The sequence below is a fragment of the Robertkochia solimangrovi genome (assembly GCF_007279655.1).
In the GTDB taxonomy this organism is placed as follows: domain Bacteria; phylum Bacteroidota; class Bacteroidia; order Flavobacteriales; family Flavobacteriaceae; genus Robertkochia; species Robertkochia solimangrovi.
The window spans coordinates 427,145-449,840 of sequence record NZ_QKWN01000002.1 but is presented as its reverse complement, the minus strand read 5'-3'; the positions used below and the strand labels follow the sequence as shown (position 1 = coordinate 449,840).

Below are 22,696 nucleotides of genomic sequence, written 5' to 3'. Positions count from 1 at the left end.
GTTTCTTCAAGCTGTTAAATTACTGAATTTGAATGATTTGAAAAACAGGTAATGTATTAGTTTCAGGCAAGGTCTAGTCTTGCTGCTCTGGGAGTGTTTCCGGTGGCTTTCTTAAAGTAATTGTTGAAGTAAGTGGCATATTCAAATCCAAGTGCATAAGCGATATCACTGATACTCCAGTCGGTGTGCTGTAAAAGTGCTTTTGCTTCAGTGATTATTCGTTCGGTTATCAATTCAGAGGTCGATCGTCCGGTGATCTCCTTTACTGATCTGTTCAGATGATTCACGTGTATGGAAAGATTATTGGCAAAATCTTTTGGAGTCCGGATGGCTAAGGGCTGTGTAAGATTATCAATCGGAAATTGACGTTCCAGTAATTCCATAAATAAGGAGGTAATCCTTGAAGAGGCATTACGGTGTTTAAAATACTGATCAGAGGGTTCCATTTTCATAGCTTCATGAATGATAAGTCCGATGGAATTCCGAATAAACTCATCCTTATAATGATAATCACCATTCTGCTCATCGAGCATCTTTTTAAAAAGGGAAGTCAAAAATATGCGTTGTTCTTCATCGATCTGAAAAATAGGCGTTCCCCCAATCTTGAATAGCGGAGAGTCTTGTACACTTTCAGACCTGTCGGAGATCTTTAGGAAATCTTCCGTAAAAACACAGGCATAACCATTGTAATCACTGGAGATTACTTCCCAGGAATAAGGAATGTAAGGGTTTCCAAAAAACAGGATACTTCCGGTAGTTTCAATTCCACGGTTCGCATAATGTATCCGGTTTTCACCGGTATTCATACATATTTTATAGAAATCTCTTCTACTGTAGTTGGGAACTGAACAGATTTTACTACCGATCTCGTAAACTTTAAAACCCTTTAACTGCTGCTCTTGTTGTCCTGTACCAGAAGCCTTCTTCTTTTCCAATTTGCTCATGGGTACAAGTTAATAAAATCAAACATAAAGATGAGGTTTCTAAATCTAAAAAAGGATCGTTCGGATTAATCTCTAATCCGAACGATCCTTTAAAATTTTAAAATCTTTTGATCAGGCTTTTTTGAGGGAAGCCATATCGATGACGAAACGATATCGTACATCACTTTTTAACATACGTTCGTAAGCCGTGTTGATATTCTGGATATCGATCAATTCGATCTCTGAGGTAATATTATGTTCACCACAGAAATCCAGAAGTTCCTGAGTTTCTGCTATTCCACCGATAAGTGAACCGGCAACTGATTTACGTCCCATGACCATCGGAGCTGTATTCAATAAAGGATCCAGGGGACCTAGGTATCCTACCAGTACGATGGTACCACTGACATTCAGCGTTGGGATGTAATGATTGATATCGTGTACATAAGGAACCGTATCCACGATCAGGTCAAAATATGCATTTACTTTCTTCATTTCTTCAGGGTCTGTGGAAATGATCACCTGATCGGCTCCCAAATCCAAGGCATCCTGGGTCTTTCCGGGAGATCTGGAGAAGAGTGTTACATGGGCTCCCAGTGCCTTTGCCAGTTTGATGGCCATGTGACCTAATCCGCCCAGACCTACCACAGCAACCTTACTATCCGGACCTACATTCCAATGACGCAGGGGTGACCATGTAGTGATCCCGGCACATAAAACAGGAGCAACTCCTGCGGGATCCAGATTTTCCGGTACTTTTAGTACAAAATGCTGGTCGACGATCACACGTTCAGAATACCCTCCGAAAGTGTGGGTGTTCAGGTGTTTATCCTTTCCATTGTAGGTGCCTACAAATCCATTTTCACAATATTGTTCAAGATCCTTTTTACAATTCGGACAAGTTCCGCAAGAATCCACTAAACAGCCTACTGCAACCAGTTCGCCTTCTTTGAATCGGGATACCTTGTCTCCGGTTCGTAAGACCCTACCGACGATCTCATGACCAGGTACTGAAGGATATCTGGTTCCTCCCCAGTCATTCCTCGCCGTATGGAGATCTGAATGGCAGACTCCGCAATAGAGAATATCGATCTCCACATCATCCGGTGTGGGTTCTCTCCGATCGATCTGCATCTGCTCGAGATCTTTTTCAGGAGCTTCCGTTCCATAAGCTTTTACATTCGTGACTTTCATCGTTCTTGTGATTTAGTTATTAATAAAAGATAGCCAAAGGAGTATGAGCTATACCATACAAAAGTAAGTGTAACGATCTGCAGAGGATAATACTATTCAAGTTAGAAATTATACTATTCAAACAATGGAGAGAAATGGCGGTAATCTGATATTAAGATAAGAAAAAAGCCGGATTCTTTTCAAAATCCGGCTCGGTAAATATGTGATATTTTAGGAGGCTATTGCCTGTTCTTCATGCCTTCCCGCATACGTTTACGGTTCTGTTCCTGTAATTCCTGGTATTTAGCGAACTGGTTTTCGTCCAGTATTCCCTTAATTTCCTCATCCCTTGCTTCCATCATGGAACGCATTTTATCGAAATCACGGGAACCGCGTTGTTCCATCATTTGATTATGATATTTTTCCTGGATAGCAATAAACTGATCTTTGGTCTCCCCTTCCAATCCGAGAGTGGTAACCTGTTCTTCGATCATTTTATTGAATCGTTCCTGAGGATCGCCTCCCCTTTGCTGTGCTATGGCCACCCCTTGTATAAGCAGTACCATAATAAATAATATTCTTTTCATTTTTAGCTGTTTAACATATTGATTAAAGTAAAGTTATAGGAATTGATTCGGACGATATATTTATTAACAAAATTTTTAGGATTCGAACATTTCATGCGGTCATCCTTATAATTTTTTATTCTGTATTTTAGCAAGCCGTGAAAAAATGGAAAAGAAAAAGATCAGAATATTATTAGTCGAAGACGACACTCGCGTTTGCTCCTTTATCAATACCGGACTAACCGAAGAAGGGTTTGAAATCACTATCGCACTGAACGGTCAGCAAGGTTATGCCATGGCCGCCACTGGCGATTTTGATCTGCTCATTCTTGACATCATGTTGCCTGAAATGAACGGACTCGATATCTGTAAAGCGATACGAGAACGTAAATCGGATATCCCCATTCTTTTCTTAACCGCGCTGGGAAGTAGTGAAAATATAGCTATGGGACTGAATAGTGGCGCCGATGATTATCTCACTAAACCTTTTAAGTTTATCGAATTGATCGCAAGAATCAATAGTTTACTACGAAGGTATAAGCAATACAGATCCGTTCCATCGCAAACCAACGATCAGTATGAGTTTCAGGATATCCTTGTAAATGATGCTGCAAAGACGGTTACTAAGAGCGGGATTAAACTCAATCTAACCAGTACAGAATATAAATTATTACTGGCATTTATAAAAGCTCCGGGTATTGTACTATCAAGAGCAGAACTACTGGAAAAAGTATGGGGTGTGGATTATGATATAGGAACCAATGTGGTAGATGTTTATGTGAACTATTTACGGAAGAAACTCGAAAAAGGCCATAGTGAAAGGGTGATACAAACCGTTTTCGGAATGGGTTATATTCTAAAAGACGGCGATGAAGACACCCAATAGGATCATATTACTGCTAACCGGACTCTTTTTTCTCATGCTTCTTGGTTTTGGAGGGTTCGTCTATTTTTTCATCAATAATTACCGATACACGGATTTCTATAAACGGTTAGAAATTCGTGCGATCACCATGGCAAAGCTAGAGCTCGAAAAGGATGAGGATCTCGATGTGGTAAAAGAGATCAGACAGGACTTTCTGGAACACCTGCCTAATGAAAAGATCATCGTTATCGACCTTGATGACCGGGATGAGGCAGAAATGGTTCGTTTAAAATATAATATTCCGGATGATTTTATCGAGGAGGTCAAACAAAAGGACCGTGCCTTTTATAAAAAACAGAATACATTCTATTCCGGAATCCATTATGTACAGTCGAATAAGAATCATGTTGTGATCGTTTCTGCTGAAAATTATGCGTCTCAAAACCAGCTGATCAAATTGAGAAACCTGTTGTTTATTTCGCTGATCATATCGGTTCTTTTCATCGCCTTTATTGAATTCTATTTTTCTAAAATGGTGATGAAACCTTTGCAGCGCATCATCGATGGTGTTAAAAAGATCGGCACAGAGAGTCTTAACTACAGGATCGAGGAATCCAAGCATAATGATGATATGCGTAGTCTGACGAATACGTTTAACGATATGCTGAACCGCCTGGAAACTTCTTTCGAATCTCAGAATAATTTTATCAGCAATGCTTCTCACGAATTGAATACTCCCCTAACCTCCATCATCGGAGAGGCGGAGGTTACTTTATCGAAACCCAGAACAGCTGAAGTGTATACCCAATCATTACAAACCATTCTGGAAGAAGCTGAAAAACTGAATAGAAAGACGCATGCCCTATTATTACTGGCACAAACCGGTTATAATGGAATGATCGATCAGAATTCCATATTACGAATGGATGAATTAGTGATCGAAGTTAAAGCAACGGTCACCAAATTATACCCGGAATCGGTCATTCATTTGGATTTTAATCTTCTCCCGGAGAATCCGGATAATCTTAAGGTCAAAGGAAATGAACAATTACTCTATCTTGCGATCTCAAATGTAGTTATGAATGCCTGTAAATATTCGGGTAACAAGCAGGTTGATGTAGTTCTCGGAGCTTCATATGAGAATGTGATCCTGGTGGTTAAGGATCAGGGGATCGGCATACCGGAACAAGATCAACCTTATATTTTCGACCCTTTCTACAGAGCTTCGAATACCATGGATTATTCGGGATATGGCATCGGTCTTCCTATCACCAGAAATATAGTAAAACTACACCGGGGAAGACTGATCATCAGTTCTAAGGAAAATGAAGGAACAACTGTTGAGATCTCTCTTCCTATAAATTCTAATTAAATTCTAATCTTATTTTAATTCGGTTCTAAAATCGGAAAAATAGTTTTGGTTAAAAATTGATCAAAGACTATGAATAAGATATTAGTACCAACCGACTTTACCGTAAAGTCGTTGTCATTGCTCCGGGAAACCATAGCTCGTCAGACCGAAAAAGTAAATATTGTATTGGTTTATGGAACCAATCTGTCGGACTGCACGGTAGATATGCTTTTTTATACCCGTACCGAGCAGATCGACAAATTACTGGAACCAAATTTCCTGGAATCCCTAAACATACTGAAAAATAAACATGCCTCTGTAATCAATGGTGTTTGCATGGATATCTATCATGGATATTCAGGAAATGCCTTCGAAAATTATATAACCGCACATGGCATTACCGATGCCTATATTCCCCTGGATAAGAGTTCGAGAGCTAAAAACTCCCGGTTGATCTCTTCTATAAAAAAATCAAAACTTCCGGTCTGTGAGGTCGCACTTCCTATGGAAGTAGTATATCAGACTTCCGGATCTTTCGCCAAACTCATGACTTCTAAAACTAATTAGAAACATGAACAGGATACTTGTCTTGTACCTATCAGGATTTTTGGTGATGTCAGTACTTGTCTATTTCACCTTCACCCGGTCTGAGGCCCCCGGTCAGAACATTCTGGGTGTTTGGGTTGAAAGTGAATGGAATTATGAAAAATTCCCGGATAAGGATACCCCCAACCTCGATCTAAGAACAAAGGAACGCATCACCAAAGACTTGATTATCCATAAAGCGGAAATCTGGGAGATCCATCCCAACGGTACCTTAACGTTACATGGAGAAACCAGTAAAAAACTCAACTGGACTTTAAAGGGTCGCGGACATATATTGAAAATAGAATACCCGGATAAGCGTCGGGAGCATTACACACTCCACAGGCTGAACCCTAATGAGATGGAGCTTCACTTTCATTCCGATATTGAAGCAAGGGGCATCGTTAAACTGGTTTTTAAGAAAAAAGAAAAGATTAGTTATGCTCAGAAAATTTGATAATAACCGAACGCTTAAAGATAATATACAGTTGGGAGCCCTTTCTGCCTTTTCTGCAGGGATGGTGAACGTTACCTCTGTGATCATTTTCTTTGCCTTTACATCTAATGTCACCGGGCATTATGCAATTCTCGCCGAGGAGATCGCCAAGGGAAACTGGAATGAGGTGATGGTGGTTATGACCTGGATATTTTTATTCTTTATGGGGAATTTTGTATCTAATCAGATCATTATCAATTTCGATAGGAATTCCTATGTTGCACACGCTCTCCCATTGCTACTTGAAATACTTTGCCTTTTTTCAGTAGGGACTTATGGGGCTTTCTTTTATGCCGAATCCCTTTGGGAAACCGAGGTAATGGTAGGACTGATGTTGTTTGCGATGGGACTGCAGAATGGCTTAACCGCAAGTATTTCCAATTTTTCCGTTAAAACCACACACCTTACTGGGTTGACGACCGATGTAGGCATACTGGCCTCCATGTATACCAAAAGAAGATATCGCGAAAATCCACATTTGGTAGCGAAAGGGAAAATTCTCCTTTCGATAGTAGCTTCTTATTTAAGTGGAGGGATTATTGCCGGGATCATTTATCTCAAAATAGAATTTCTGGTATTCTATGTGGTTTGCGGTGTGATCATGGTCATTATCGGTTATGAATATTATAAGTTAAAGATCAATAAACTTATGAGAAGCCAGCGCAGAATACTGCGTACACAATACAACAATCTTTAATTTTTTTTACAATAATTTTTATCTGGTTAGGTTTTGTACTTCGATCCCCCTTTTGCAGGTATGCAGGAGGGGGATTTTATCTGACTGTAACGCAGTGAATAGTACAGCAGTCTACTATGATTAATCATTAATCACTCATCGCTTACTACGCGAAACTCTCAACTCATAACTACAAAATTTATATAATTCCTATAGATCGTTATGCAATATTATCAGATGCTTAAATAATAGTGATCCGGATATAGGAACGGAATATTCGACTTAACTTTGCAGGATGCTTTTAAAGAAAAATCCCTCTCAACTTGAATTTATAACCCTGATGGCATCTTTGATGTCTATCGTTGCTTTAGCTATCGATGCTTTATTGCCTGCACTCGATATGATAGGTAAAGACATCGGGGTTACCGATACCGCAGATAATCAACTATTTATAACGATGATATTTCTGGGTTTGGGTCTGGGGCCGATGGTGTTTGGTCCGCTTTCAGACAGCCTTGGACGTAAACCTGTAGTTTTTATGGGCTTTGCACTTTTCTTTGTGGCCAGTCTCATCTGTGTTTTCGCGCACAATCTGGAAGTGATGATCGTAGGTAGGATTCTTCAGGGAATTGCATTATCTGCTCCAAGAACGATCAGTATTGCAATGGTCAGGGATAGTTATAGCGGCGATTTCATGGCGCGAATCATGTCATTTATCACAGTGGTATTTCTCCTGGTGCCTATTGTAGCACCGGCTTTCGGAAAACTTGTTTTAGATCATTCGAACTGGAAGTTCATTTTTTATATTCAACTATTTTTCAGTGCGCTGGTATGTTGGTGGTTCTGGAAAAGACAACCAGAGACTCTCCATGCAAAGGATAAAAAGCGACTTACGTACCGGATTTTTATCGATGGTACCCGAGAAGTCCTGAGCCATCGCAGAACCATGGTATTCACTTTGATTTCAGGGTTCATCACCGGATCATTTATGGTTTATCTGAGCTCATCTCAATATGTGTTTCAGGTTCAGTACGGCCTGAAAGAGGAGTTTCCCTTTATATTTGCCGGTTTGGCAATATCGATCGGTTTGGCAACCTTACTGAATGGAAATCTTGTGATTCGGTTTGGAATGCAAAACCTGGTTCGGGTAGCGCTAAAGCTATATTTTCTGGTATCTTGCTTATACATAATCATGTTTCATGATGCTGCAAATCCTCCTGTGTACATTCTACTTGCATTTTTTGCAATTCAGTTCTTTGCAGTTGGTTTTCTTTTCGGAAATCTTAGGGCTCTGGCTATGGAACCAATCGGACATATCGCAGGTATAGGTGCAGCAATAACTGGCTTGATCTCTACGTTAATGGCGGTACCCATCAGTACATACATCGGTAAATTTGTCACTCATGATACGGTATTACCGCTATTCATCGGATTTTCCGTATGTAGTTTTCTTTCTATTCTGCTTTTTTGGTATGTCAAGCTCTATCGAAAAGGCTGAAATATCTGGAAAAACGCGGTGAAGGTGAGTTATTGAAATGAGCATGGATATCAAAAAAACATTTAAAATCAATCTGCTCTAAATTTCGATCCTAATGAAAGTTTATAATGCCAAAAGGTGGGATAAGCGATAATTGCTTCACTGAACACTAATATTTGTATTATCGTAAAAAGTATATTGAAATTTATACGAATAATTCAATTCTGCAGACTCCCCTTATGGTTCATTTTTATTTATTCAACTAAATTCTTTATTTTCCGCTAAACAATCAAACCAATCCAATTACTAATGAAAAAATCTATTTTTTTTGTTTCTGCACTGGCTGCTCTGACCGGATGTAAAGAAGAACCTAAAACGACCGGAGAAGACGATCTTGTTGCAAAGGCGAAAGCAATTCATGAAAAGGTGATCACTCTGGATACCCATTGTGACATCAATGTATCTAATTTTACAGACAGTATAAATTATACACAGGATCTGAATACACAGATCACTTTGCCGAAAATGAAGGAAGGTGGACTGGATGTAGCCTGGTTCATCGTATATACCGGCCAGGACACACTTTCTCCGGAAGGTTATCAAAAGGCTTATGAGAATGCGATCAGTAAATTTGAAGCGATCCACAAATTGACGGAGGAGATCGCTCCGGAAGAGATCGGACTAGCCTTAACACCAGCGGAAGCCCGAAAGATCCATGCTGAAGGTAAAAAAGTTGCCATGATAGGAATCGAAAACGGGTACCCTGTCGGTGAAGATATCAGCAATGTGAAAAAGTTCTATGATCTGGGTGGACGTTATATGTCACTTGCACATAATGGACATAGCCAATTATCGGATTCAAATACCGGGGAGGCTGATGATGTATGGTTACATAACGGACTTAGTGAACTTGGAAAAGAAGTAATCGTAGAGATGAACAAAGTAGGGATGATGATCGATGTATCCCATCCATCCAAAGAAGCAATGAAGCAAATGCTGGAGATCTCTAAAGCTCCGATCATCGCTTCTCACTCTTCGGCAAGAGCTTTATGCGATCACAGCAGAAACCTTGATGATGAACAACTCGAATGGATGAAAGCTAATGGTGGTGTCGTACAGACGGTTGCTTTTACCTCCTATTTAAATACCGAAAAGGCTGAAAAATTCAATGAATTGAGCAAATCGGTATATGAGAAAAAAGCAAAAGAAATGGGCTTTGAAATGATCCCTCGTGACAGCGTAAACAAATTACCAGGTGATGAGAAAGAAGCATATTATGAAAAATTCATGGCGATGCGAGGTGCAGCAACTGCGGAAATCGATTCTTTAAAAGCGGTTTCGGATCCGGTTTCCGTAAAAGATTTTGTTGATCATATCGATTATCTTGTCGAAAAAATCGGAATAGATCATGTAGGTATCAGTTCTGATTTTGACGGTGGTGGAGGAATCTATCAGTGGAGTGATGCTTCTGAAACGTTTAATGTAACGCTTGAATTAGTAAAAAGAGGATACACAGAAGAACAGATCAAAAAATTATGGGGAGATAACCTTCTCAGAGTGATGGAAGAAGTTCAGAATGTAGCCAAAGAATTAGCGGCCTCTTCATAGAGACTTTATAGAAAGTAAAGGTCCTTCCCGGTTGAACACAGGAAGAATCTTAAAAAAAAGCCTGTTGGGAATTTTCTCCACAGGCTTTTTTTATTGTATAAATCAGATTTAAAAATCCTGAAAAACAGTGAGTTATCATAATTATAATCAGTATTTTTATAAAAAAGAATACGATGCAGTATAATTTTGAATATGATGATGTTTCTGCAAGTAGCCGCCTGGAGGATCTGGTCTCAAAGAAACTGAACAAACTGGTTGAAAAGTATGATTTTATAGTTCGTGCTGACGTTGCCTTCAAGAAGGAGAACACCTCCTCCACCGATTCCGGTAAGATTTGTAAAATAAGTTTAAGTGCACCAGGACCAAGGCTCTTTGCAAGTGCAAATTCAAAGAATTTTGAAACCTCGATCGCAGAGGTCACCGATGATCTGGCCATACAGTTACGCAAGCGAAAAGATAAATTCAATTCGAGATAATCAATTTTAAACCCATGGGAATTATCGCAACGAACGACCGACAAATTACCCTTATATATGATTCTTCTACCAAACTGGGTAGAGAATGCCAGGCTTATGCAGCCTCCTCAGATAAGAGGTTACTGACCATTGACATAAATAAAACCAAAATCGCTTCCACAGAATGGGCTGAGATCGCCCAAAAATTAGGGCTGTCAGTACCAGAATTGATTGCGACCAAACATCCTGCCTTCACCAATATTTATGGGGTTGATGTTGATATTGACGAAGAAAGCGCATTTAAGATTCTGGAAAAGCACCCTGAAACCGTAGTCTATCCGATCGCGATCAGGGGTGATAGGGCTATTATGGCTCATATATTTACAGATATTTTAAAACTGGTGGATCCGGATTCAGGAGAGGTGCCTATCCCCTGAAATCTGCGCTATTTCCATTCTTGATGATATACAAATTCCTTCTGTGGTTTCCTGACGCGTTCTGAGTTTTCCATTTCCTGGAGTTCTTCATTAAGAGTATCCATATCTCCTCCGTAATATCCCGCTGCGATTGCGGTAGCAACATGATATCCCTGTGGAATATCGAATTCTTTCTGTGCCTTTTTCCAGTCGATTCCTGCCATTTGATGCAGTGCGATACCCATGTATTGTGCCTGAATCGTCATATTACCCACACTGAGTCCGAGATCATGTAATGCATGGAAATTCTCCTGTCCTTCTTCTGTTTTTTCTTTATAGGCAGTGATTATCAGCAAAGGTGCATGAATCACCCAACTTTTATTAAAATCACTGAGACAGGATACTATCCGGTCAAAGGCTTTCTCTCCTTTATTTGCATACAGGAAACGCCATGGTTGCCTGTTAAATGAACTCGGTGCCCAACGGGCTGCTTCAAATAATTGATGGATTTCATCCTTCGGAATCGGTCGCTCACTGAACATCCTCGGACTCCACCGTTGCTTTAACAGCGGATAGATCTCATGATCTGGTCTTATAATTTTATCGAGTTGTAATTGTTCTAAAATATTCATCTTTGTAAATTGATTTAAATAGTTAATTCTTCTTTATAGGTATTAATGATTCCTCCTTTTAACAGAATCGCGATCTGTCGATCACTCAGACTGTGTTTTACCGATATGGTGATCAGGTCCTTTCCGTCAGATAATCCAATATCAAAAGTGCTGCTGTTGTGTATATGTTCTCTGAGGTTGACCGCGGTGATCATGTATCCTTTTTCGATTCTTTCATAATCATCCGGATTCGTGAATTCCAGTGGGATTATTCCAAAATTCACCAAATTCTGCCATGCGATACGGGCATAACTTTTCGCGAGTACAGCGATCTGTCCAAGATATTTTGGTGCAAGGGCAGCATGTTCCCTGCTACTTCCCTGAGCATAATTATCACCGGCAACCACTACATGACCTCCAAATTGCTCTTTTGCCTGCAAGGCCCTGTCATAGAAAGTTTCATCTATTACGGTATAGGCATATTTACTTATGGCAGGAATATTACTGCGATATGGTAGAACTTCAGCTCCTGCTTTAAGAATTTCATCAGTGGATATATTATCTCCCATTTTTAAAAGTACAGGAACATTGAATTTATTGGTCATAGCATCAAAATCAGGCAGTGATTTTATGTTAGGTCCTTTCTTTAAAGCTACTTTGGCATCCTCAGCAGGCTTTATAAGGAGTTCATCTTTGATAAGATCTCGCGCTGCTGCTTTGAACTGAGGGTAGGCCATTCCGTACAGTGATTCAAGCTTACGGGGATCAGTGATCTTTCCGGTTAAAGCCGAAGCCGCAGCGGTTTCCGGACTACAGAGATAAACCTGATCATCTTTGGTTCCCGATCGGTCCGGGAAGTTTCTGGGCATTGTCCTGAGACTTATCGTATTGCTTGCTGGTGCCTGTCCCATCCCTATACAACCCATGCAACCGGACTGGTGAAAACGTGCGCCTGCCTTGATGAGGTTGGCAAATGCCCGGTTTTTAATCATGTTCTGTATGATCTGTCGGGAAGTCGGATTGATATCAAAGGAAACTTCCGGAGCTATATTTTTATCGGCTACGATCGCACCGGCGATCCAGAAATCTCTAAGCCCTGGATTCGCTGATGAACCGATAACAACCTGACTGATAGATTTTCCGGACACCTCAGAAACTGGCACAACATTACCCGGACTGGTGGGTTTTGCGATCAGGGGTACCAGATCATCAAGAACAATTACTTCCTGAAGGTCATAGTTACAGCCCGGATCGGCTTTTAGTTCAATCCAGTCATGTTCTCTGTGCTGAGACCTGAGGAACTTCCTGGTTTCTTCATCACTCGGAAAAACGGTGGTTGTAGCCCCGAGTTCGGCGCCCATATTAGCGATCACATGTCGGTCCATTGCCGATAAATGACGAAGCCCTTCCCCATAATATTCAATGATCTTACCTACACCTCCCTTAACATCATATCTCCTTAACATTTCCAGGATAACATCCTTCGCACTTACCCATTCCGGGAGTTTTCCCTTTAGTTCAACGCCCATTATCAGCGGCATTTTTACAAAATATGGCTTTCCTGCTAAAGCTGCAGCCACATCTAATCCACCCGTACCGATCGCCAGCATACCCAGAGAACCTGCGGCCGGAGTATGACTATCAGAACCGACCATGGTCTTACCGGGGATTCCAAAACGCTCCATATGAACAGGATGGCTTACCCCATTACCAGGTCTGCTGAACCATAAACCGAACCGGGCAGCTGCAGTCCTAAGGAATTCATGATCATCCGCATTTTTATAATCGGTTTGTAAAAGATTGTGGTCAACATACTGTACTGCGACTTCTGTTTTTACCTGATCTATTCCCATGGCTTCAAGTTCCAGTTGAACAAGCGTTCCTGTCGCATCCTGAAGTAATGCCTGATCGATATGAATTCCTATCTCTTTACCCGGAATCATTTCACCTTGCAAAAGATGTGATTCGATCAGCTTTTGAGTTACGTTTCTTGGAAAATTGCTTTGCATGAACAGTGATTTTAAATTAGGATAATCAGTTCTTTATAAGTTACAAATCCAAATACGGAACTAAAGCCTGTTTTAGAGTATTTAACGCGTATTTTAAATTGTATTAACAAAAAAAGGCGCCCGCAGGCACCTTGAATAGAAAATTTAAGAAGGTTCAGAAAACCGATCGTAACAATTCTTTTAATGCTTCCCATGATTTCTCATCGGCTTCCTGATTATAGGCCAGTGGCATATTGAACTTTTTGCCTAGTGAATCTGCAGCCTTACTGGTAAAGGAATGCACTGCATTTTCATATGCGATATATTTATAATCGGCATGTATGCTATCCATGGCTTTTTTAAAGGCAGTTACGGTTTCCGGAGGAATGAAGGAATCGTTAGCACCGTTGCAAACCAGGACCTTTGCTTTGAGTTTTTCGTTAGGCATGATCGGCAGTTGAACCCCACTGTGAAATGCAGCAACAGCAGCGAGATCAGCACCTGCATCGGCCATAGTCAATACTACGGAACCACCGAAACAATAACCGATGGCTGCGATCTTTTGAGGGTCAACATGAGCGTCATTCTTCAAAACTTCCATCGCGGCATTGAACCGGGCTTCTGCTTCCTCCATATTCTTCATGACCATACCTGCAAATTTACCGGCTTCATCCGGGTGTTTTGCCTGTTTACCATCGCCATACATGTCCAGAGCAAAGGCAACATAACCAAGTTCTGCAAGCATTTCCGCTCTTTGCCGGCTATAATCATTATGCCCCCACCATTCATGAACTACCAGAATGCCCGGCGATTTTCCTTTTTTATTTTCATCCCATACAAGATATCCTTTCAGTTCTGTTGTATCCGCTGAATAAGTTACTTCTCTGGAACGAATATCCGGCGTCTCCTTTTGGATATCGTTGGGTTCACTCACTGCTGAACTTTCTTTTTTCTCCTGCTTGCATGCGATAAAACAAAGAAATAACAGTGATAGTATCATGAAATTTTTACTTGTCTTCATATGAAAAGGTTTTAAAATTTATTAGACAAAAAAAGCCCGAAATGATTCGGGCTTTTTAAAATATTCACTTGATTTTTATTGTTCGTTCTTAGCTTCGTTGATCATTTCCTGACTGGCAACGATACCTAATTCAACCCTTCTGTTCTTAATACGTCCTTCTTCGGTTCCATTATCATATTTAGGTTGAGTTTCACCATACCATTTGGTGGTTAGCCTACTCGAAGCTACACCTTTTGACTGTAGATAGTTCGATACTGATTGCGCGCGTTTTTGGGATAGCGACATATTATATTCCGCTGCCCCTGAACTATCGGTATGTCCTTCTACGAGAATGTTCGTATCATCATATTCTCTGAAAACTTCAGCCATTTTATCGAGGGTTCCTTTACCTTCCGTAGTAAGGTCAGCAGAATTAATTTTAAATTGTACACCGCTGTTCTCATCAAAGGTAACATTGATCCCCTCTCCTATTCGCTGTACTTCTGCTCCAGGTACTGCTTCAGAAATAGCTTCCGCCTGACGATCCATTTTATTACCGATTCGATTACCTACGGCACCACCTACGGCTGCACCGATTATCGCACCGAGAACGGAATTGTTCTTATCCCCTACATTATTACCGATAATTCCCCCGATCACAGCACCGGAGGATGCCCCGATCGCGGTACCTTTTTGTGTGTTATTGGAATTCTTGATAGCTTCACAACCGGTAAACATCATGGTTGATACTGCCAGTGCTAACCCTATACTTAATATTTTCTTCATGATCTTAATACGTTTTTTTGTTGAATTGGTATACTAGCTGAATGGATTCACCATCCACATTTTCGTTACTTGTTAATGTCATGCTGTTTTCGCTCAAGGAAGTAATGTCTAACACATAACCGACACCGCCATACAGATCATTCTTTTTCTCATCTATATATTTAAAGGTGAACTTTGAAGGTTGTCCATTGGCATCATCCTGTACTGACCATCGGATATTTTGGGTCCCTCCTGCGCATTCTCCCGCCGGCAAAGTATAGTAGCCGGTACTATTATTGGAACGGAAAAACCATTCGGAATTCTTAAAGCATTTGGAAGTTGCCATTCCGAACAATTCAGACTTGAAATATCCTTCATTTCCCTGATAGGAAATACTGGCTAATTCCCAGGTTCCGTTTATGGTGTCTCTGGAGGAACGATTATCCTTGCTTAAGCCACATGACAAGACTGTAAACAACACTGTCACAGCCATTAAAGTTTTAAAATGTTTTTTCATAATGTAAAGATTATCAGTAGGATAAAGTTAAACTATTACCAATCAAGAACAAAACACTTAATCTGTTCAGGAAAGACAAATCCTGTTAATTTTATGATAATTTTTTGAATTATGATTAAGACGTATTTAACAACTTTAGTGAAGGTAAGATTGTCTTACTTCCCTCTGAAGATTTGAACTTCCGTTACTTACAGGAAATACGTATGTCGTTAAGGCTTGAATGTTAATAATTCAATAATTCCTGAATTGCATTTACAATTTTTTTAACAGGCAGGTATTGATTCTCCAATACTTTGGCAAAGGGTATCGGTGTTTCCAGGGCTCCCAGTCTCTTAACGGGCGCATCGAGAAACTCGAAACAATGTTCTCCGATCTGAGCGGCTATTTCGGAAGCAAGACCACAAAAAAGACTGTCTTCGTGTACAATGAGCACCTTTCCGGAAATTTTTGAATAGCTAAAAATACATTCGGTGTCCAGTGGCTGGAGGGATCGCAGATCGATCAACGTCACGGAAGACTCTGAAAACTCCTTTAAAGCATCAGAAACCCAATGAACGGCAGCGCCATAGGTTATTATGGTCAACTGATCACCTTCTGATAAAACAGCAGCTTTTCCCAGAGGAATATTGTAATATCCTTCAGGGACTTGTTGACTAAGACTTCGATACAATGCCTTATGTTCGAAGAAAAGTACCGGATTAGGATCTTCAATGGCACTGATCAATAAACCTTTAGCATCTTTAGGAAATGCAGGATAAACCACCTTAAGTCCCGGTGTTTTCAAAAACCAGGCTTCATTGGTCTGGGAGTGAAAAGGCCCGGCACCCACCCCTGCTCCACAAGGCATACGTACTACTACATCTGCTTTTTGTCCCCAACGATAATGTGATTTTGCAAGATAGTTCACGATAGGATTGAAACCAGAGGAAACAAAATCAGCAAATTGCATTTCTATTACCGCTTTCATACCGTTTATGGACAGTCCCATGGCTGCAGATACAACCGCAGATTCGCATATAGGGGTATTTCGAACCCGCTCTGTACCGAAGGTCTTATAAAAATCTTTGGTAACCTTAAATACTCCTCCATATTCTGCAATATCCTGTCCCATGATCACCAGTTCCGGAAAAGCTTCCATCGCCTGAAATAAGCCTTCTGAAATGGCATCTACATAACGTTTTTCAAAGGTTTGCTCCTCTTCTTTTTTCAACACAGACTCGAAAGGATGATAGACGTCAGAGAGTTCGGATACTTCACTTGGTGTCAGCTCCTTTTCGGCATAGGCTACCTGAAGTTCTTCGTCTATACTAGCCTTGATTTTATTGCGCATTTTCTTTTCTTCCTTTTCAGTAAGTATCCCCTCATCGATCAGGAAGTTCGCAAAATTCGTCACCGGATCACGTTCTTCCCAATAGCTGATCAGGGAATCGGGTACATAAGCAGTGCCACTTGCTTCCTCATGCCCTCGAATTCGGAAGGTTTTAAATTCCAATAGCACAGGACGCGGATTTTTGCGGATAGAATTCAGAATTTCTGAAACTTTACGGTAAACAGCGACAACATTATTACCATCGATGATATGTGATTCCATACCGTAACCTATTCCTTTATCTGCAATGTCCTTACATCGGTATTGTTCTTCCGTGGGCGTTGAGAGTCCGTACCCATTGTTCTCCACACAGAATAATACGGGTAAATCCCAGACAGAGGCCAGGTTCAAAGCCTCATGAAAATCTCCTTCACTGGTACCCCCTTCTCCTGAAAAAACGGCAGTTGCCAGTGATTCACCCTTTAGTTTATGAGCCAGTGCAATTCCGTCTGCTACTCCCAATTGGGGACCTAAATGAGAGATCATACCTATGATTTTGAATTCCTGTGTACCGAAATGGAAACTTCGATCCCTCCCTTTCGTAAATCCGGCTTCCTTACCCTGCCATTGCGAGAATAACCGGTTCAACGGTATTCCTCGGGCAGTAAATACTCCTAGATTCCGGTGCATCGGTAAAATATATTCCTCAGGATGCATGGCCAGTGTCACTCCTACAGAGATCCCTTCCTGTCCGATACCACTGAACCATTTGGAGATCTTACCCTGTCTGAGCAGGATCAACATCTTTTCTTCGATGAGCCTCGACAACAACATATGGTAATAGAGTGACAACATTTGATCGTTATCGATTAGCCGATCATTATAGTCGAAAGTGAACGGAGTGGCTGTTCCTGACATAGATTTGAATATAGTTATTTCAAATGTAGGAAAATTTACGGTTTACCTATTTATACCCATATATTTTTAAACGGTTGATAAGTTCTCGTATACATAAGCCTTATAATTCCCTATTTTTGTATTAAACACATTTAAAAAATGAAGCAAATACCCAGTGTTGATCTCCGAGATTTCCTGTCGGACGATCCCGTTAAAAAACAAAATTTCACAGATGCCATAGGAAAAGCCTATGAGGATATCGGTTTCGTAGCACTAAAAGGTCACTTTCTTTCAGATGAACTCATTACTAATCTTTATGATCAGGTAAAACGATTCTTTGAATTACCTGAGGATGTAAAATCCAAATATGAGATCGAAGGAATCGGTGGACAACGCGGTTATACTTCATTTGGTAAAGAACATGCAAAAGGTCGTAAAGAAGGTGATCTTAAAGAATTCTGGCATTTCGGTCAATATGTTGAAGACAATCCGAAGCTGGAAAAGGAATATCCGCCAAATGTAATGGTATCGGAGGTTCCGGAATTCAATGAAGTTGGAAAGGAGACCTATAAAATGCTGGAAAAGACAGCAAAATATGTATTGAGAGCCTTATCATTACATCTCGGCCTCGAAGAGTATTATTTTGATGATTATATCAAGAATGGGAATTCAATTCTTCGTCCGATACATTATCCTCCGATAACTACAGAGCCTAAAGAAGCGGTAAGAGCTGCTGCTCATGGCGACATTAATCTGATCACCCTTCTGATGGGGGCTCAGGGTAAAGGACTTCAGGTTCAAAATCATCAGGGAGAATGGATCGACGCTATTGCCCAACCGGATGAGCTGATGATCAATGTGGGAGATATGCTTTCAAGACATACGAATAATCGTTTGAAATCTACCATCCACAGGGTTGTCAACCCACCTCGTGAACTTTGGGGAACTTCACGTTACTCTATACCTTTCTTTATGCACCCCGTCAGTAATATGCCGTTGGATGTACTCGATAGCTGTGTGGATTCCGATCATCCTAAACAGTTCGAAGATATTACGGCTGGTGAATTTTTACATGAACGATTAGTAGATCTCGGACTGATCAAAAAATAGTTAAATCTTACCCTATGGATTTAAAAGACCAGTTACGCAATTTATTTCCGGAACATGAGTTCCAGGAAGAGAGTGAAGCACCGGAAAATGATCCGGGTATATGGATACAGGATGATCCGCTATTGTGCAAATATGAAAAGCGAAAAGGCAAACCGGTTACGATCATAGCCGGATATAATGGCGCACAAACGGATTTCAAAACCCTGGCAAGCGAACTTAAAAGTAAGCTTAATGTTGGTGGTAGCTTTAAAAATGAAGAACTGATAATACAGGGAGATTACCGTGACCGTATCATGGAAATGTTAAAGGCTAAAGGCTTTAAAGTGAAGCGAGTCGGGGGATGATTTTATGAAAATATCTATTGCATTTTATAAGTTTATTTATACATTAGCTGCATAAACCTAACTAAGAAAAATGTCTAAGACCCTACACATTACTAACGGCGACAGCTTCACCAAAATGCTGGAACGCCTGGAAATTCAAGGTGAAATTATTACCTGGAGAGAGATGCTGTGTGAAGGAAAAACCACGAATGACGTGGGGAGTGAAAGTTTCTGGCGCAATCGCTTCGAGTTTCTTAACTCCTCCTATAAGGTAACCAAAAACACTTTTATCAATTTCACCTTAAAGGAATACAGAAATTTATGTAATCAGAAGAGTCAGGATGAGATCGTACTTTGGTTTGAGTACGATCTTTTTTGTCAGATCAATATGATCGCCGTACTGAGCTGGCTTAAAAAACACCGAAAGAATGCGGATATTTTCCTCGTTTGTTCCGGTAAGGAAGATGACTCTGAGAAACGCTATGCCCTTTCTGAACTTTCAAAGGAAAGAGTGAAAGAACTATACGACAATAGAGTTTTGTTGAGTAGTGACGACATTGAATATGCCGATTTTATCTGGCAGTTATATTGTGAAAATAATCCGATCCGTTTACAGAAAGCCGTTGCCAACAAGTCAAATACCAATCTCGACTATCTGGCTGATGCAGTAAATGCTCATATTTTACGTTTTCCAAGTGTAAAGAACGGATTGAATTTTATGGAAAACCGAATGATCGACATCGCATACGCCGATAAACCTGAATCCAAAGAGCAACTGGTCGCTACCATGCTAAAGAATCAGGGAATTTACGGATTTGGAGACAGTCAGTATTTCCATATGGCATCGCGCCTTAAACCGCTTTTCCGCTCGTTCAACCCGGTCAAATTGACCAATCTCGGCAAGAACGTCATGAATAAGGTTGAAAATTCATATCCTGTTTTACGAAATGAGAACGAATATCTTGGAGGAACACCAAAATATTCGTTTTTATTTTTTGAGGATAATGCTCAATTACTGAAGCTTTAATGAAAACATCTTCGGAATTAATCTTAAATCAGGATGGTAGTATCTACCATCTTGATCTTTTTCCGGAGGATATCGCAACTACTATTATTCTTGTCGGGGATCCCGATCGTGTCCCTGAAGTTTCCCGTCATTTCGATACCATCACAGTAAAAAAAGGGAAACGCGAATTCATCACTCATACCGGAACATTACGCGGAAATCGAATTACGGTGATCTCGACCGGAATCGGAACCGATAACATCGATATTGTTTTCAATGAACTCGATGCATTGGTAAATGTGGATCTCAAGACCGGAATCGCACATGATGAATTAAAATCACTGAATTTTATCAGGATCGGGACAACGGGTACCATGCAGCCAGATATTCCTGTCGATAGTTATTTACTCAGTGAATTTGGGATTGGGTTTGATAATCTTCTCCATTTTTATCAGAGTGAAAGGGTAAGAATGACCGAGTTGGAGAAAAAGTTGCTCGAACATATCAGTAGAAGTTCCTCAGAAAACAGCATACCCTACGCAATACCTTGTAGTAAAGAACTTTCCGAACGATTCATTTTTCCAGAACTACTTCGTGGAATTACCGTTACCAATAGTGGATTTTATGGTCCCCAGTACAGGAAATTGCGACTAAATCCGGTTGATATCGACATGCCGGCACGTTTACAAAGTTTTAAGTTCAACGACCTTCAAATCACCAATTTTGAAATGGAAACTTCCGGAATCTATGGTCTGGCAGCGTTGATGGGACATCATGCAATTTCACTGAATTGTATCCTGGCCAACCGGGCAACCAATACCTTTTCTGAACAACCCAAGACAGCGGTTAAAGAACTTATCAAACTGATTTTGGAGCGGATATAATCAGAGACATCAATCTCGGCCCTGCTGGGAATCCTATTATTTCGAAAAAATTGATCTTAGAAAAGATCAATTATAGTAAAATCCCACTAAACAAATCCGTACAACACTTTATTTTGTCAGGAAAGTGACTTAATTTTATTTAAAAAAGCAAGGTGAAGAAGGTAAATATCATCGGAGTCCCTGAACATTTTAACCTTCCATGGCATCTGGCCATTGATGAAGGTGCTTTCCGAGAAAGAGGATTCGATCTGGAGTGGACCGATATTCCGGAAGGAACCGGAAAAATGTGTGAAATGCTCAGAGAAGGATCTACAGATCTAGCCGTAATTCTTACGGAAGGGATTGTTAAGGATATCATTAATGGAAATGACAGTTCGATCATACAGGTGTATGTCGAGTCGCCCTTATATTGGGGTATTCATGTTGATTCACATTCAAAATTCAAAAACATCGAAGACCTGAAAGGAGCTACTGCAGCGATTAGTCGTTACGGAAGCGGCAGTCATCTCATGAGTTACATCAATGCCAGTGAACATGGCTGGCCTGTATCGGAATTGAAATTTAAGGTGGTTAACGATATCCAGGGCGCTGTGAAGGCTTTACAGGAGCAGGAAGCGGATTATTTTATGTGGGAGCATTTTACGACCAAACCCCTGGTTGATAAGGGAGTCTTTAGAAGAATCAGTGACTGCCCTACCCCATGGCCCTGTTTTGTTATCGCAGCCAGGAATGAATTCATAAATAATAATCTGCCGGTATTGAAACATCTGCTGGAAGTGATCAACGTATTTACTGCTGAGTTCAAATTTATCCCGAGTATCGACCGAATGTTGGCGAACCGTTATGAGCAGGATGTTAGTGATATCAGGGAATGGCTGGCTATAACTCGCTGGAGTCAGGAAGCCATGGATCCATTAACGCTTAAGAACATTCAGGAACAGCTGTTAAAACTTGGTATTATAGAAGACACCTTTGAATACAGTAGAATAGCTACCATATTATAGGAGCTTTCCCCATTTCCTTTAAAATAGTATTACATTTCGTGAAATGACCATTTCCGAACCAGAATCCTCTGTTGGCACTCAGCGGAGAAGGATGTCCGGAGATCAGTACATGGTGCTTCTCAGCATCGATAAGCTTTGCTTTTTTAGCGGCGTAACCACCCCATAAAAGAAATACGATACCTGAATTTTGCGATGAGATCTTTTTGATAACATTATCGGTGAACTTCTCCCACCCTTTTCGCTGATGGCTTCCAGCCTGTGATTGACGAACACTAAGCGTAGCATTTAATAACAGGACTCCCTGTTCTGCCCAGCGCTCAAGATTTCCGCTTTCCGGATATGATATACCTGTATCTTCACTGACTTCCTTGAGTATATTCTTTAAGGATGGAGGGTGTGGTATCCCTTCATTTACGGAGAAACATAAACCATTTGCCTGTCCCTCTCCATGATACGGGTCCTGCCCGAGAATCACTACCTTCAGTTGCTCCGGAGAACAGTGGTCGAAAGCAGCGAATACCTGCTCTTCAGGCGGATAGCATGTGTGTTCTCTATACTGAGTGTTCACGAAATTTTCAAGTTCCTTATAATAAGGAGCAGAAAATTCTTCTTTAAGACAGGGAAGCCAGCTTTCGGCGATTTTTACTTGCATCGGTTTCAGATTCAGATGGAATGATTCCTTACTGTTATC

24 protein-coding genes are annotated in these 22,696 nt (G+C 40.6%); 14 read left to right on the top strand and 10 right to left on the bottom strand.

Features of this window, described 5'->3' with window-relative positions; all coding sequences use genetic code 11:
• Positions 1-62: 62 nt before the first annotated feature.
• From DMZ48_RS05900 to DMZ48_RS05890, 3 genes are all read right to left on the bottom strand, one after another.
• Entirely contained in the window at positions 63-944 is an 882-nt protein-coding gene (locus DMZ48_RS05900; protein ID WP_143954187.1) for a helix-turn-helix domain-containing protein, read from the bottom strand.
• Positions 945-1,055: 111 nt separating this feature from the next.
• Positions 1,056-2,117, bottom strand: a complete 1,062-nt coding sequence (locus tag DMZ48_RS05895; RefSeq protein WP_143954186.1) for an NAD(P)-dependent alcohol dehydrogenase — start codon at positions 2,115-2,117, stop codon at positions 1,056-1,058.
• A gap of 218 nt (positions 2,118-2,335) precedes the next feature.
• The gene (locus DMZ48_RS05890) at positions 2,336-2,683 is read right to left on the bottom strand and encodes a hypothetical protein (protein ID WP_143954185.1); all 348 of its coding nucleotides are present in this window, start codon (positions 2,681-2,683) and stop codon (positions 2,336-2,338) included.
• Positions 2,684-2,828: 145 nt separating this feature from the next.
• Between DMZ48_RS05890 and DMZ48_RS05885 the strand changes: the two genes are divergently transcribed.
• From DMZ48_RS05885 to DMZ48_RS05845, 9 genes are all read left to right on the top strand, one after another.
• Positions 2,829-3,548 (top strand): response regulator transcription factor, encoded by a 720-nt coding sequence (locus DMZ48_RS05885; protein ID WP_143954184.1) that lies wholly within the window; start codon positions 2,829-2,831, stop codon positions 3,546-3,548.
• Positions 3,532-4,899 carry a sensor histidine kinase gene (locus tag DMZ48_RS05880; protein WP_143954183.1) on the top strand — a complete coding sequence of 456 codons (1,368 nt, stop codon included), beginning with the start codon at positions 3,532-3,534 and terminating at the stop codon, positions 4,897-4,899. The genes DMZ48_RS05885 and DMZ48_RS05880 overlap by 17 nt, the downstream gene beginning before the upstream one ends.
• A 69-nt stretch (positions 4,900-4,968) precedes the next feature.
• Positions 4,969-5,445: a hypothetical protein gene (locus DMZ48_RS05875; RefSeq protein ID WP_143954182.1), complete on the top strand. Its 477-nt coding sequence runs from the start codon at positions 4,969-4,971 to the stop codon at positions 5,443-5,445.
• A 4-nt stretch (positions 5,446-5,449) separates the two neighbouring features.
• On the top strand, positions 5,450-5,920 hold the full coding sequence (locus DMZ48_RS05870) for a hypothetical protein (protein ID WP_143954181.1): 471 nt from the start codon (positions 5,450-5,452) through the stop codon (positions 5,918-5,920).
• Positions 5,904-6,656 (top strand): YoaK family protein, encoded by a 753-nt coding sequence (locus DMZ48_RS05865; protein WP_143954180.1) that lies wholly within the window; start codon positions 5,904-5,906, stop codon positions 6,654-6,656. Before DMZ48_RS05870 ends, DMZ48_RS05865 begins: the two co-directional genes overlap by 17 nt.
• A gap of 274 nt (positions 6,657-6,930) precedes the next feature.
• Positions 6,931-8,133 (top strand): multidrug effflux MFS transporter, encoded by a 1,203-nt coding sequence (locus DMZ48_RS05860; RefSeq protein WP_143954179.1) that lies wholly within the window; start codon positions 6,931-6,933, stop codon positions 8,131-8,133.
• Between the two features lie 288 nt (positions 8,134-8,421).
• Complete coding sequence (locus DMZ48_RS05855) at positions 8,422-9,720, top strand: dipeptidase (RefSeq protein ID WP_143954178.1); 1,299 nt, start codon at positions 8,422-8,424, stop codon at positions 9,718-9,720.
• A 173-nt stretch (positions 9,721-9,893) separates the two neighbouring features.
• Positions 9,894-10,196, top strand: a complete 303-nt coding sequence (gene hpf, locus DMZ48_RS05850; protein ID WP_143954177.1) for a ribosome hibernation-promoting factor, HPF/YfiA family — start codon at positions 9,894-9,896, stop codon at positions 10,194-10,196.
• 14 nt (positions 10,197-10,210) lie between these two features.
• Positions 10,211-10,612, top strand: coding sequence for an arsenate reductase family protein (locus tag DMZ48_RS05845; protein WP_143954176.1), 402 nt, complete (start codon positions 10,211-10,213; stop codon positions 10,610-10,612).
• A gap of 8 nt (positions 10,613-10,620) precedes the next feature.
• Here DMZ48_RS05845 and DMZ48_RS05840 read toward each other — a convergent pair whose 3' ends face one another.
• The 6 genes from DMZ48_RS05840 to DMZ48_RS05815 all read right to left on the bottom strand — a co-directional run bounded on the left by DMZ48_RS05840 (position 10,621) and on the right by DMZ48_RS05815 (position 17,699).
• The gene (locus DMZ48_RS05840) at positions 10,621-11,223 is read right to left on the bottom strand and encodes a nitroreductase family protein (protein WP_143954175.1); all 603 of its coding nucleotides are present in this window, start codon (positions 11,221-11,223) and stop codon (positions 10,621-10,623) included.
• 14 nt (positions 11,224-11,237) lie between these two features.
• The gene (locus DMZ48_RS05835; protein WP_143954174.1) at positions 11,238-13,211 is read right to left on the bottom strand and encodes an aconitate hydratase; all 1,974 of its coding nucleotides are present in this window, start codon (positions 13,209-13,211) and stop codon (positions 11,238-11,240) included.
• A gap of 154 nt (positions 13,212-13,365) precedes the next feature.
• Positions 13,366-14,211, bottom strand: a complete 846-nt coding sequence (locus DMZ48_RS05830; protein ID WP_143954173.1) for a dienelactone hydrolase family protein — start codon at positions 14,209-14,211, stop codon at positions 13,366-13,368.
• 75 nt (positions 14,212-14,286) lie between these two features.
• Complete coding sequence (locus DMZ48_RS05825) at positions 14,287-14,976, bottom strand: YiaD family glycine zipper/OmpA-like lipoprotein (RefSeq protein WP_242009135.1); 690 nt, start codon at positions 14,974-14,976, stop codon at positions 14,287-14,289.
• A 4-nt stretch (positions 14,977-14,980) separates the two neighbouring features.
• Entirely contained in the window at positions 14,981-15,472 is a 492-nt protein-coding gene (locus DMZ48_RS05820; protein ID WP_242009134.1) for a lipocalin-like domain-containing protein, read from the bottom strand.
• A gap of 223 nt (positions 15,473-15,695) precedes the next feature.
• Complete coding sequence (locus DMZ48_RS05815) at positions 15,696-17,699, bottom strand: alpha-ketoacid dehydrogenase subunit alpha/beta (RefSeq protein WP_199287941.1); 2,004 nt, start codon at positions 17,697-17,699, stop codon at positions 15,696-15,698.
• 138 nt (positions 17,700-17,837) lie between these two features.
• On the opposite strand from DMZ48_RS05815, the gene DMZ48_RS05810 reads away from it, so the two are divergent.
• The 5 genes from DMZ48_RS05810 to DMZ48_RS05790 all read left to right on the top strand — a co-directional run bounded on the left by DMZ48_RS05810 (position 17,838) and on the right by DMZ48_RS05790 (position 22,005).
• On the top strand, positions 17,838-18,788 hold the full coding sequence (locus DMZ48_RS05810; RefSeq protein ID WP_143954171.1) for an isopenicillin N synthase family dioxygenase: 951 nt from the start codon (positions 17,838-17,840) through the stop codon (positions 18,786-18,788).
• 14 nt (positions 18,789-18,802) lie between these two features.
• A complete protein-coding gene (locus DMZ48_RS05805) occupies positions 18,803-19,132 on the top strand; it encodes a translation initiation factor (RefSeq protein WP_143954170.1) in 330 nt (109 codons plus the stop codon).
• Positions 19,133-19,202: 70 nt separating this feature from the next.
• Positions 19,203-20,138 (top strand): DUF1835 domain-containing protein, encoded by a 936-nt coding sequence (locus DMZ48_RS05800; RefSeq protein WP_143954169.1) that lies wholly within the window; start codon positions 19,203-19,205, stop codon positions 20,136-20,138.
• Complete coding sequence (locus tag DMZ48_RS05795) at positions 20,138-21,001, top strand: nucleoside phosphorylase (RefSeq protein ID WP_143954168.1); 864 nt, start codon at positions 20,138-20,140, stop codon at positions 20,999-21,001. The genes DMZ48_RS05800 and DMZ48_RS05795 overlap by 1 nt, the downstream gene beginning before the upstream one ends.
• A 152-nt stretch (positions 21,002-21,153) precedes the next feature.
• Positions 21,154-22,005 carry a substrate-binding domain-containing protein gene (locus tag DMZ48_RS05790; protein ID WP_143954167.1) on the top strand — a complete coding sequence of 284 codons (852 nt, stop codon included), beginning with the start codon at positions 21,154-21,156 and terminating at the stop codon, positions 22,003-22,005.
• Here DMZ48_RS05790 and ung read toward each other — a convergent pair.
• Positions 21,992-22,657, bottom strand: coding sequence for a uracil-DNA glycosylase (gene ung / locus DMZ48_RS05785; protein ID WP_143954166.1), 666 nt, complete (start codon positions 22,655-22,657; stop codon positions 21,992-21,994). The genes DMZ48_RS05790 and ung overlap by 14 nt on opposite strands.
• Positions 22,658-22,696: the final 39 nt, after the last annotated feature.

Bases quoted from the DNA above. Each gene is read 5' to 3' on its own strand.
- DMZ48_RS05860 (WP_143954179.1), top strand. From the start codon at position 6,931: ATGCTTTTAAAGAAAAATCCCTCTCAACTTGAATTTATAACCCTGATG.
- DMZ48_RS05885 (WP_143954184.1), top strand. From the start codon at position 2,829: ATGGAAAAGAAAAAGATCAGAATATTATTAGTCGAAGACGACACTCGC.
- DMZ48_RS05840 (WP_143954175.1), bottom strand. From the start codon at position 11,223: ATGAATATTTTAGAACAATTACAACTCGATAAAATTATAAGACCAGAT.
- DMZ48_RS05815 (WP_199287941.1), bottom strand. From the start codon at position 17,699: ATGTCAGGAACAGCCACTCCGTTCACTTTCGACTATAATGATCGGCTA.
- hpf (WP_143954177.1), top strand. From the start codon at position 9,894: ATGCAGTATAATTTTGAATATGATGATGTTTCTGCAAGTAGCCGCCTG.
- DMZ48_RS05805 (WP_143954170.1), top strand. From the start codon at position 18,803: ATGGATTTAAAAGACCAGTTACGCAATTTATTTCCGGAACATGAGTTC.
- DMZ48_RS05835 (WP_143954174.1), bottom strand. From the start codon at position 13,211: ATGCAAAGCAATTTTCCAAGAAACGTAACTCAAAAGCTGATCGAATCA.
- DMZ48_RS05830 (WP_143954173.1), bottom strand. From the start codon at position 14,211: ATGAAGACAAGTAAAAATTTCATGATACTATCACTGTTATTTCTTTGT.
- DMZ48_RS05895 (WP_143954186.1), bottom strand. From the start codon at position 2,117: ATGAAAGTCACGAATGTAAAAGCTTATGGAACGGAAGCTCCTGAAAAA.
- DMZ48_RS05890 (WP_143954185.1), bottom strand. From the start codon at position 2,683: ATGAAAAGAATATTATTTATTATGGTACTGCTTATACAAGGGGTGGCC.
- DMZ48_RS05875 (WP_143954182.1), top strand. From the start codon at position 4,969: ATGAATAAGATATTAGTACCAACCGACTTTACCGTAAAGTCGTTGTCA.
- DMZ48_RS05880 (WP_143954183.1), top strand. From the start codon at position 3,532: ATGAAGACACCCAATAGGATCATATTACTGCTAACCGGACTCTTTTTT.
- DMZ48_RS05855 (WP_143954178.1), top strand. From the start codon at position 8,422: ATGAAAAAATCTATTTTTTTTGTTTCTGCACTGGCTGCTCTGACCGGA.
- ung (WP_143954166.1), bottom strand. From the start codon at position 22,657: ATGCAAGTAAAAATCGCCGAAAGCTGGCTTCCCTGTCTTAAAGAAGAA.
- DMZ48_RS05870 (WP_143954181.1), top strand. From the start codon at position 5,450: ATGAACAGGATACTTGTCTTGTACCTATCAGGATTTTTGGTGATGTCA.
- DMZ48_RS05845 (WP_143954176.1), top strand. From the start codon at position 10,211: ATGGGAATTATCGCAACGAACGACCGACAAATTACCCTTATATATGAT.
- DMZ48_RS05810 (WP_143954171.1), top strand. From the start codon at position 17,838: ATGAAGCAAATACCCAGTGTTGATCTCCGAGATTTCCTGTCGGACGAT.
- DMZ48_RS05800 (WP_143954169.1), top strand. From the start codon at position 19,203: ATGTCTAAGACCCTACACATTACTAACGGCGACAGCTTCACCAAAATG.
- DMZ48_RS05865 (WP_143954180.1), top strand. From the start codon at position 5,904: ATGCTCAGAAAATTTGATAATAACCGAACGCTTAAAGATAATATACAG.
- DMZ48_RS05825 (WP_242009135.1), bottom strand. From the start codon at position 14,976: ATGAAGAAAATATTAAGTATAGGGTTAGCACTGGCAGTATCAACCATG.
- DMZ48_RS05795 (WP_143954168.1), top strand. From the start codon at position 20,138: ATGAAAACATCTTCGGAATTAATCTTAAATCAGGATGGTAGTATCTAC.
- DMZ48_RS05900 (WP_143954187.1), bottom strand. From the start codon at position 944: ATGAGCAAATTGGAAAAGAAGAAGGCTTCTGGTACAGGACAACAAGAG.
- DMZ48_RS05820 (WP_242009134.1), bottom strand. From the start codon at position 15,472: ATGAAAAAACATTTTAAAACTTTAATGGCTGTGACAGTGTTGTTTACA.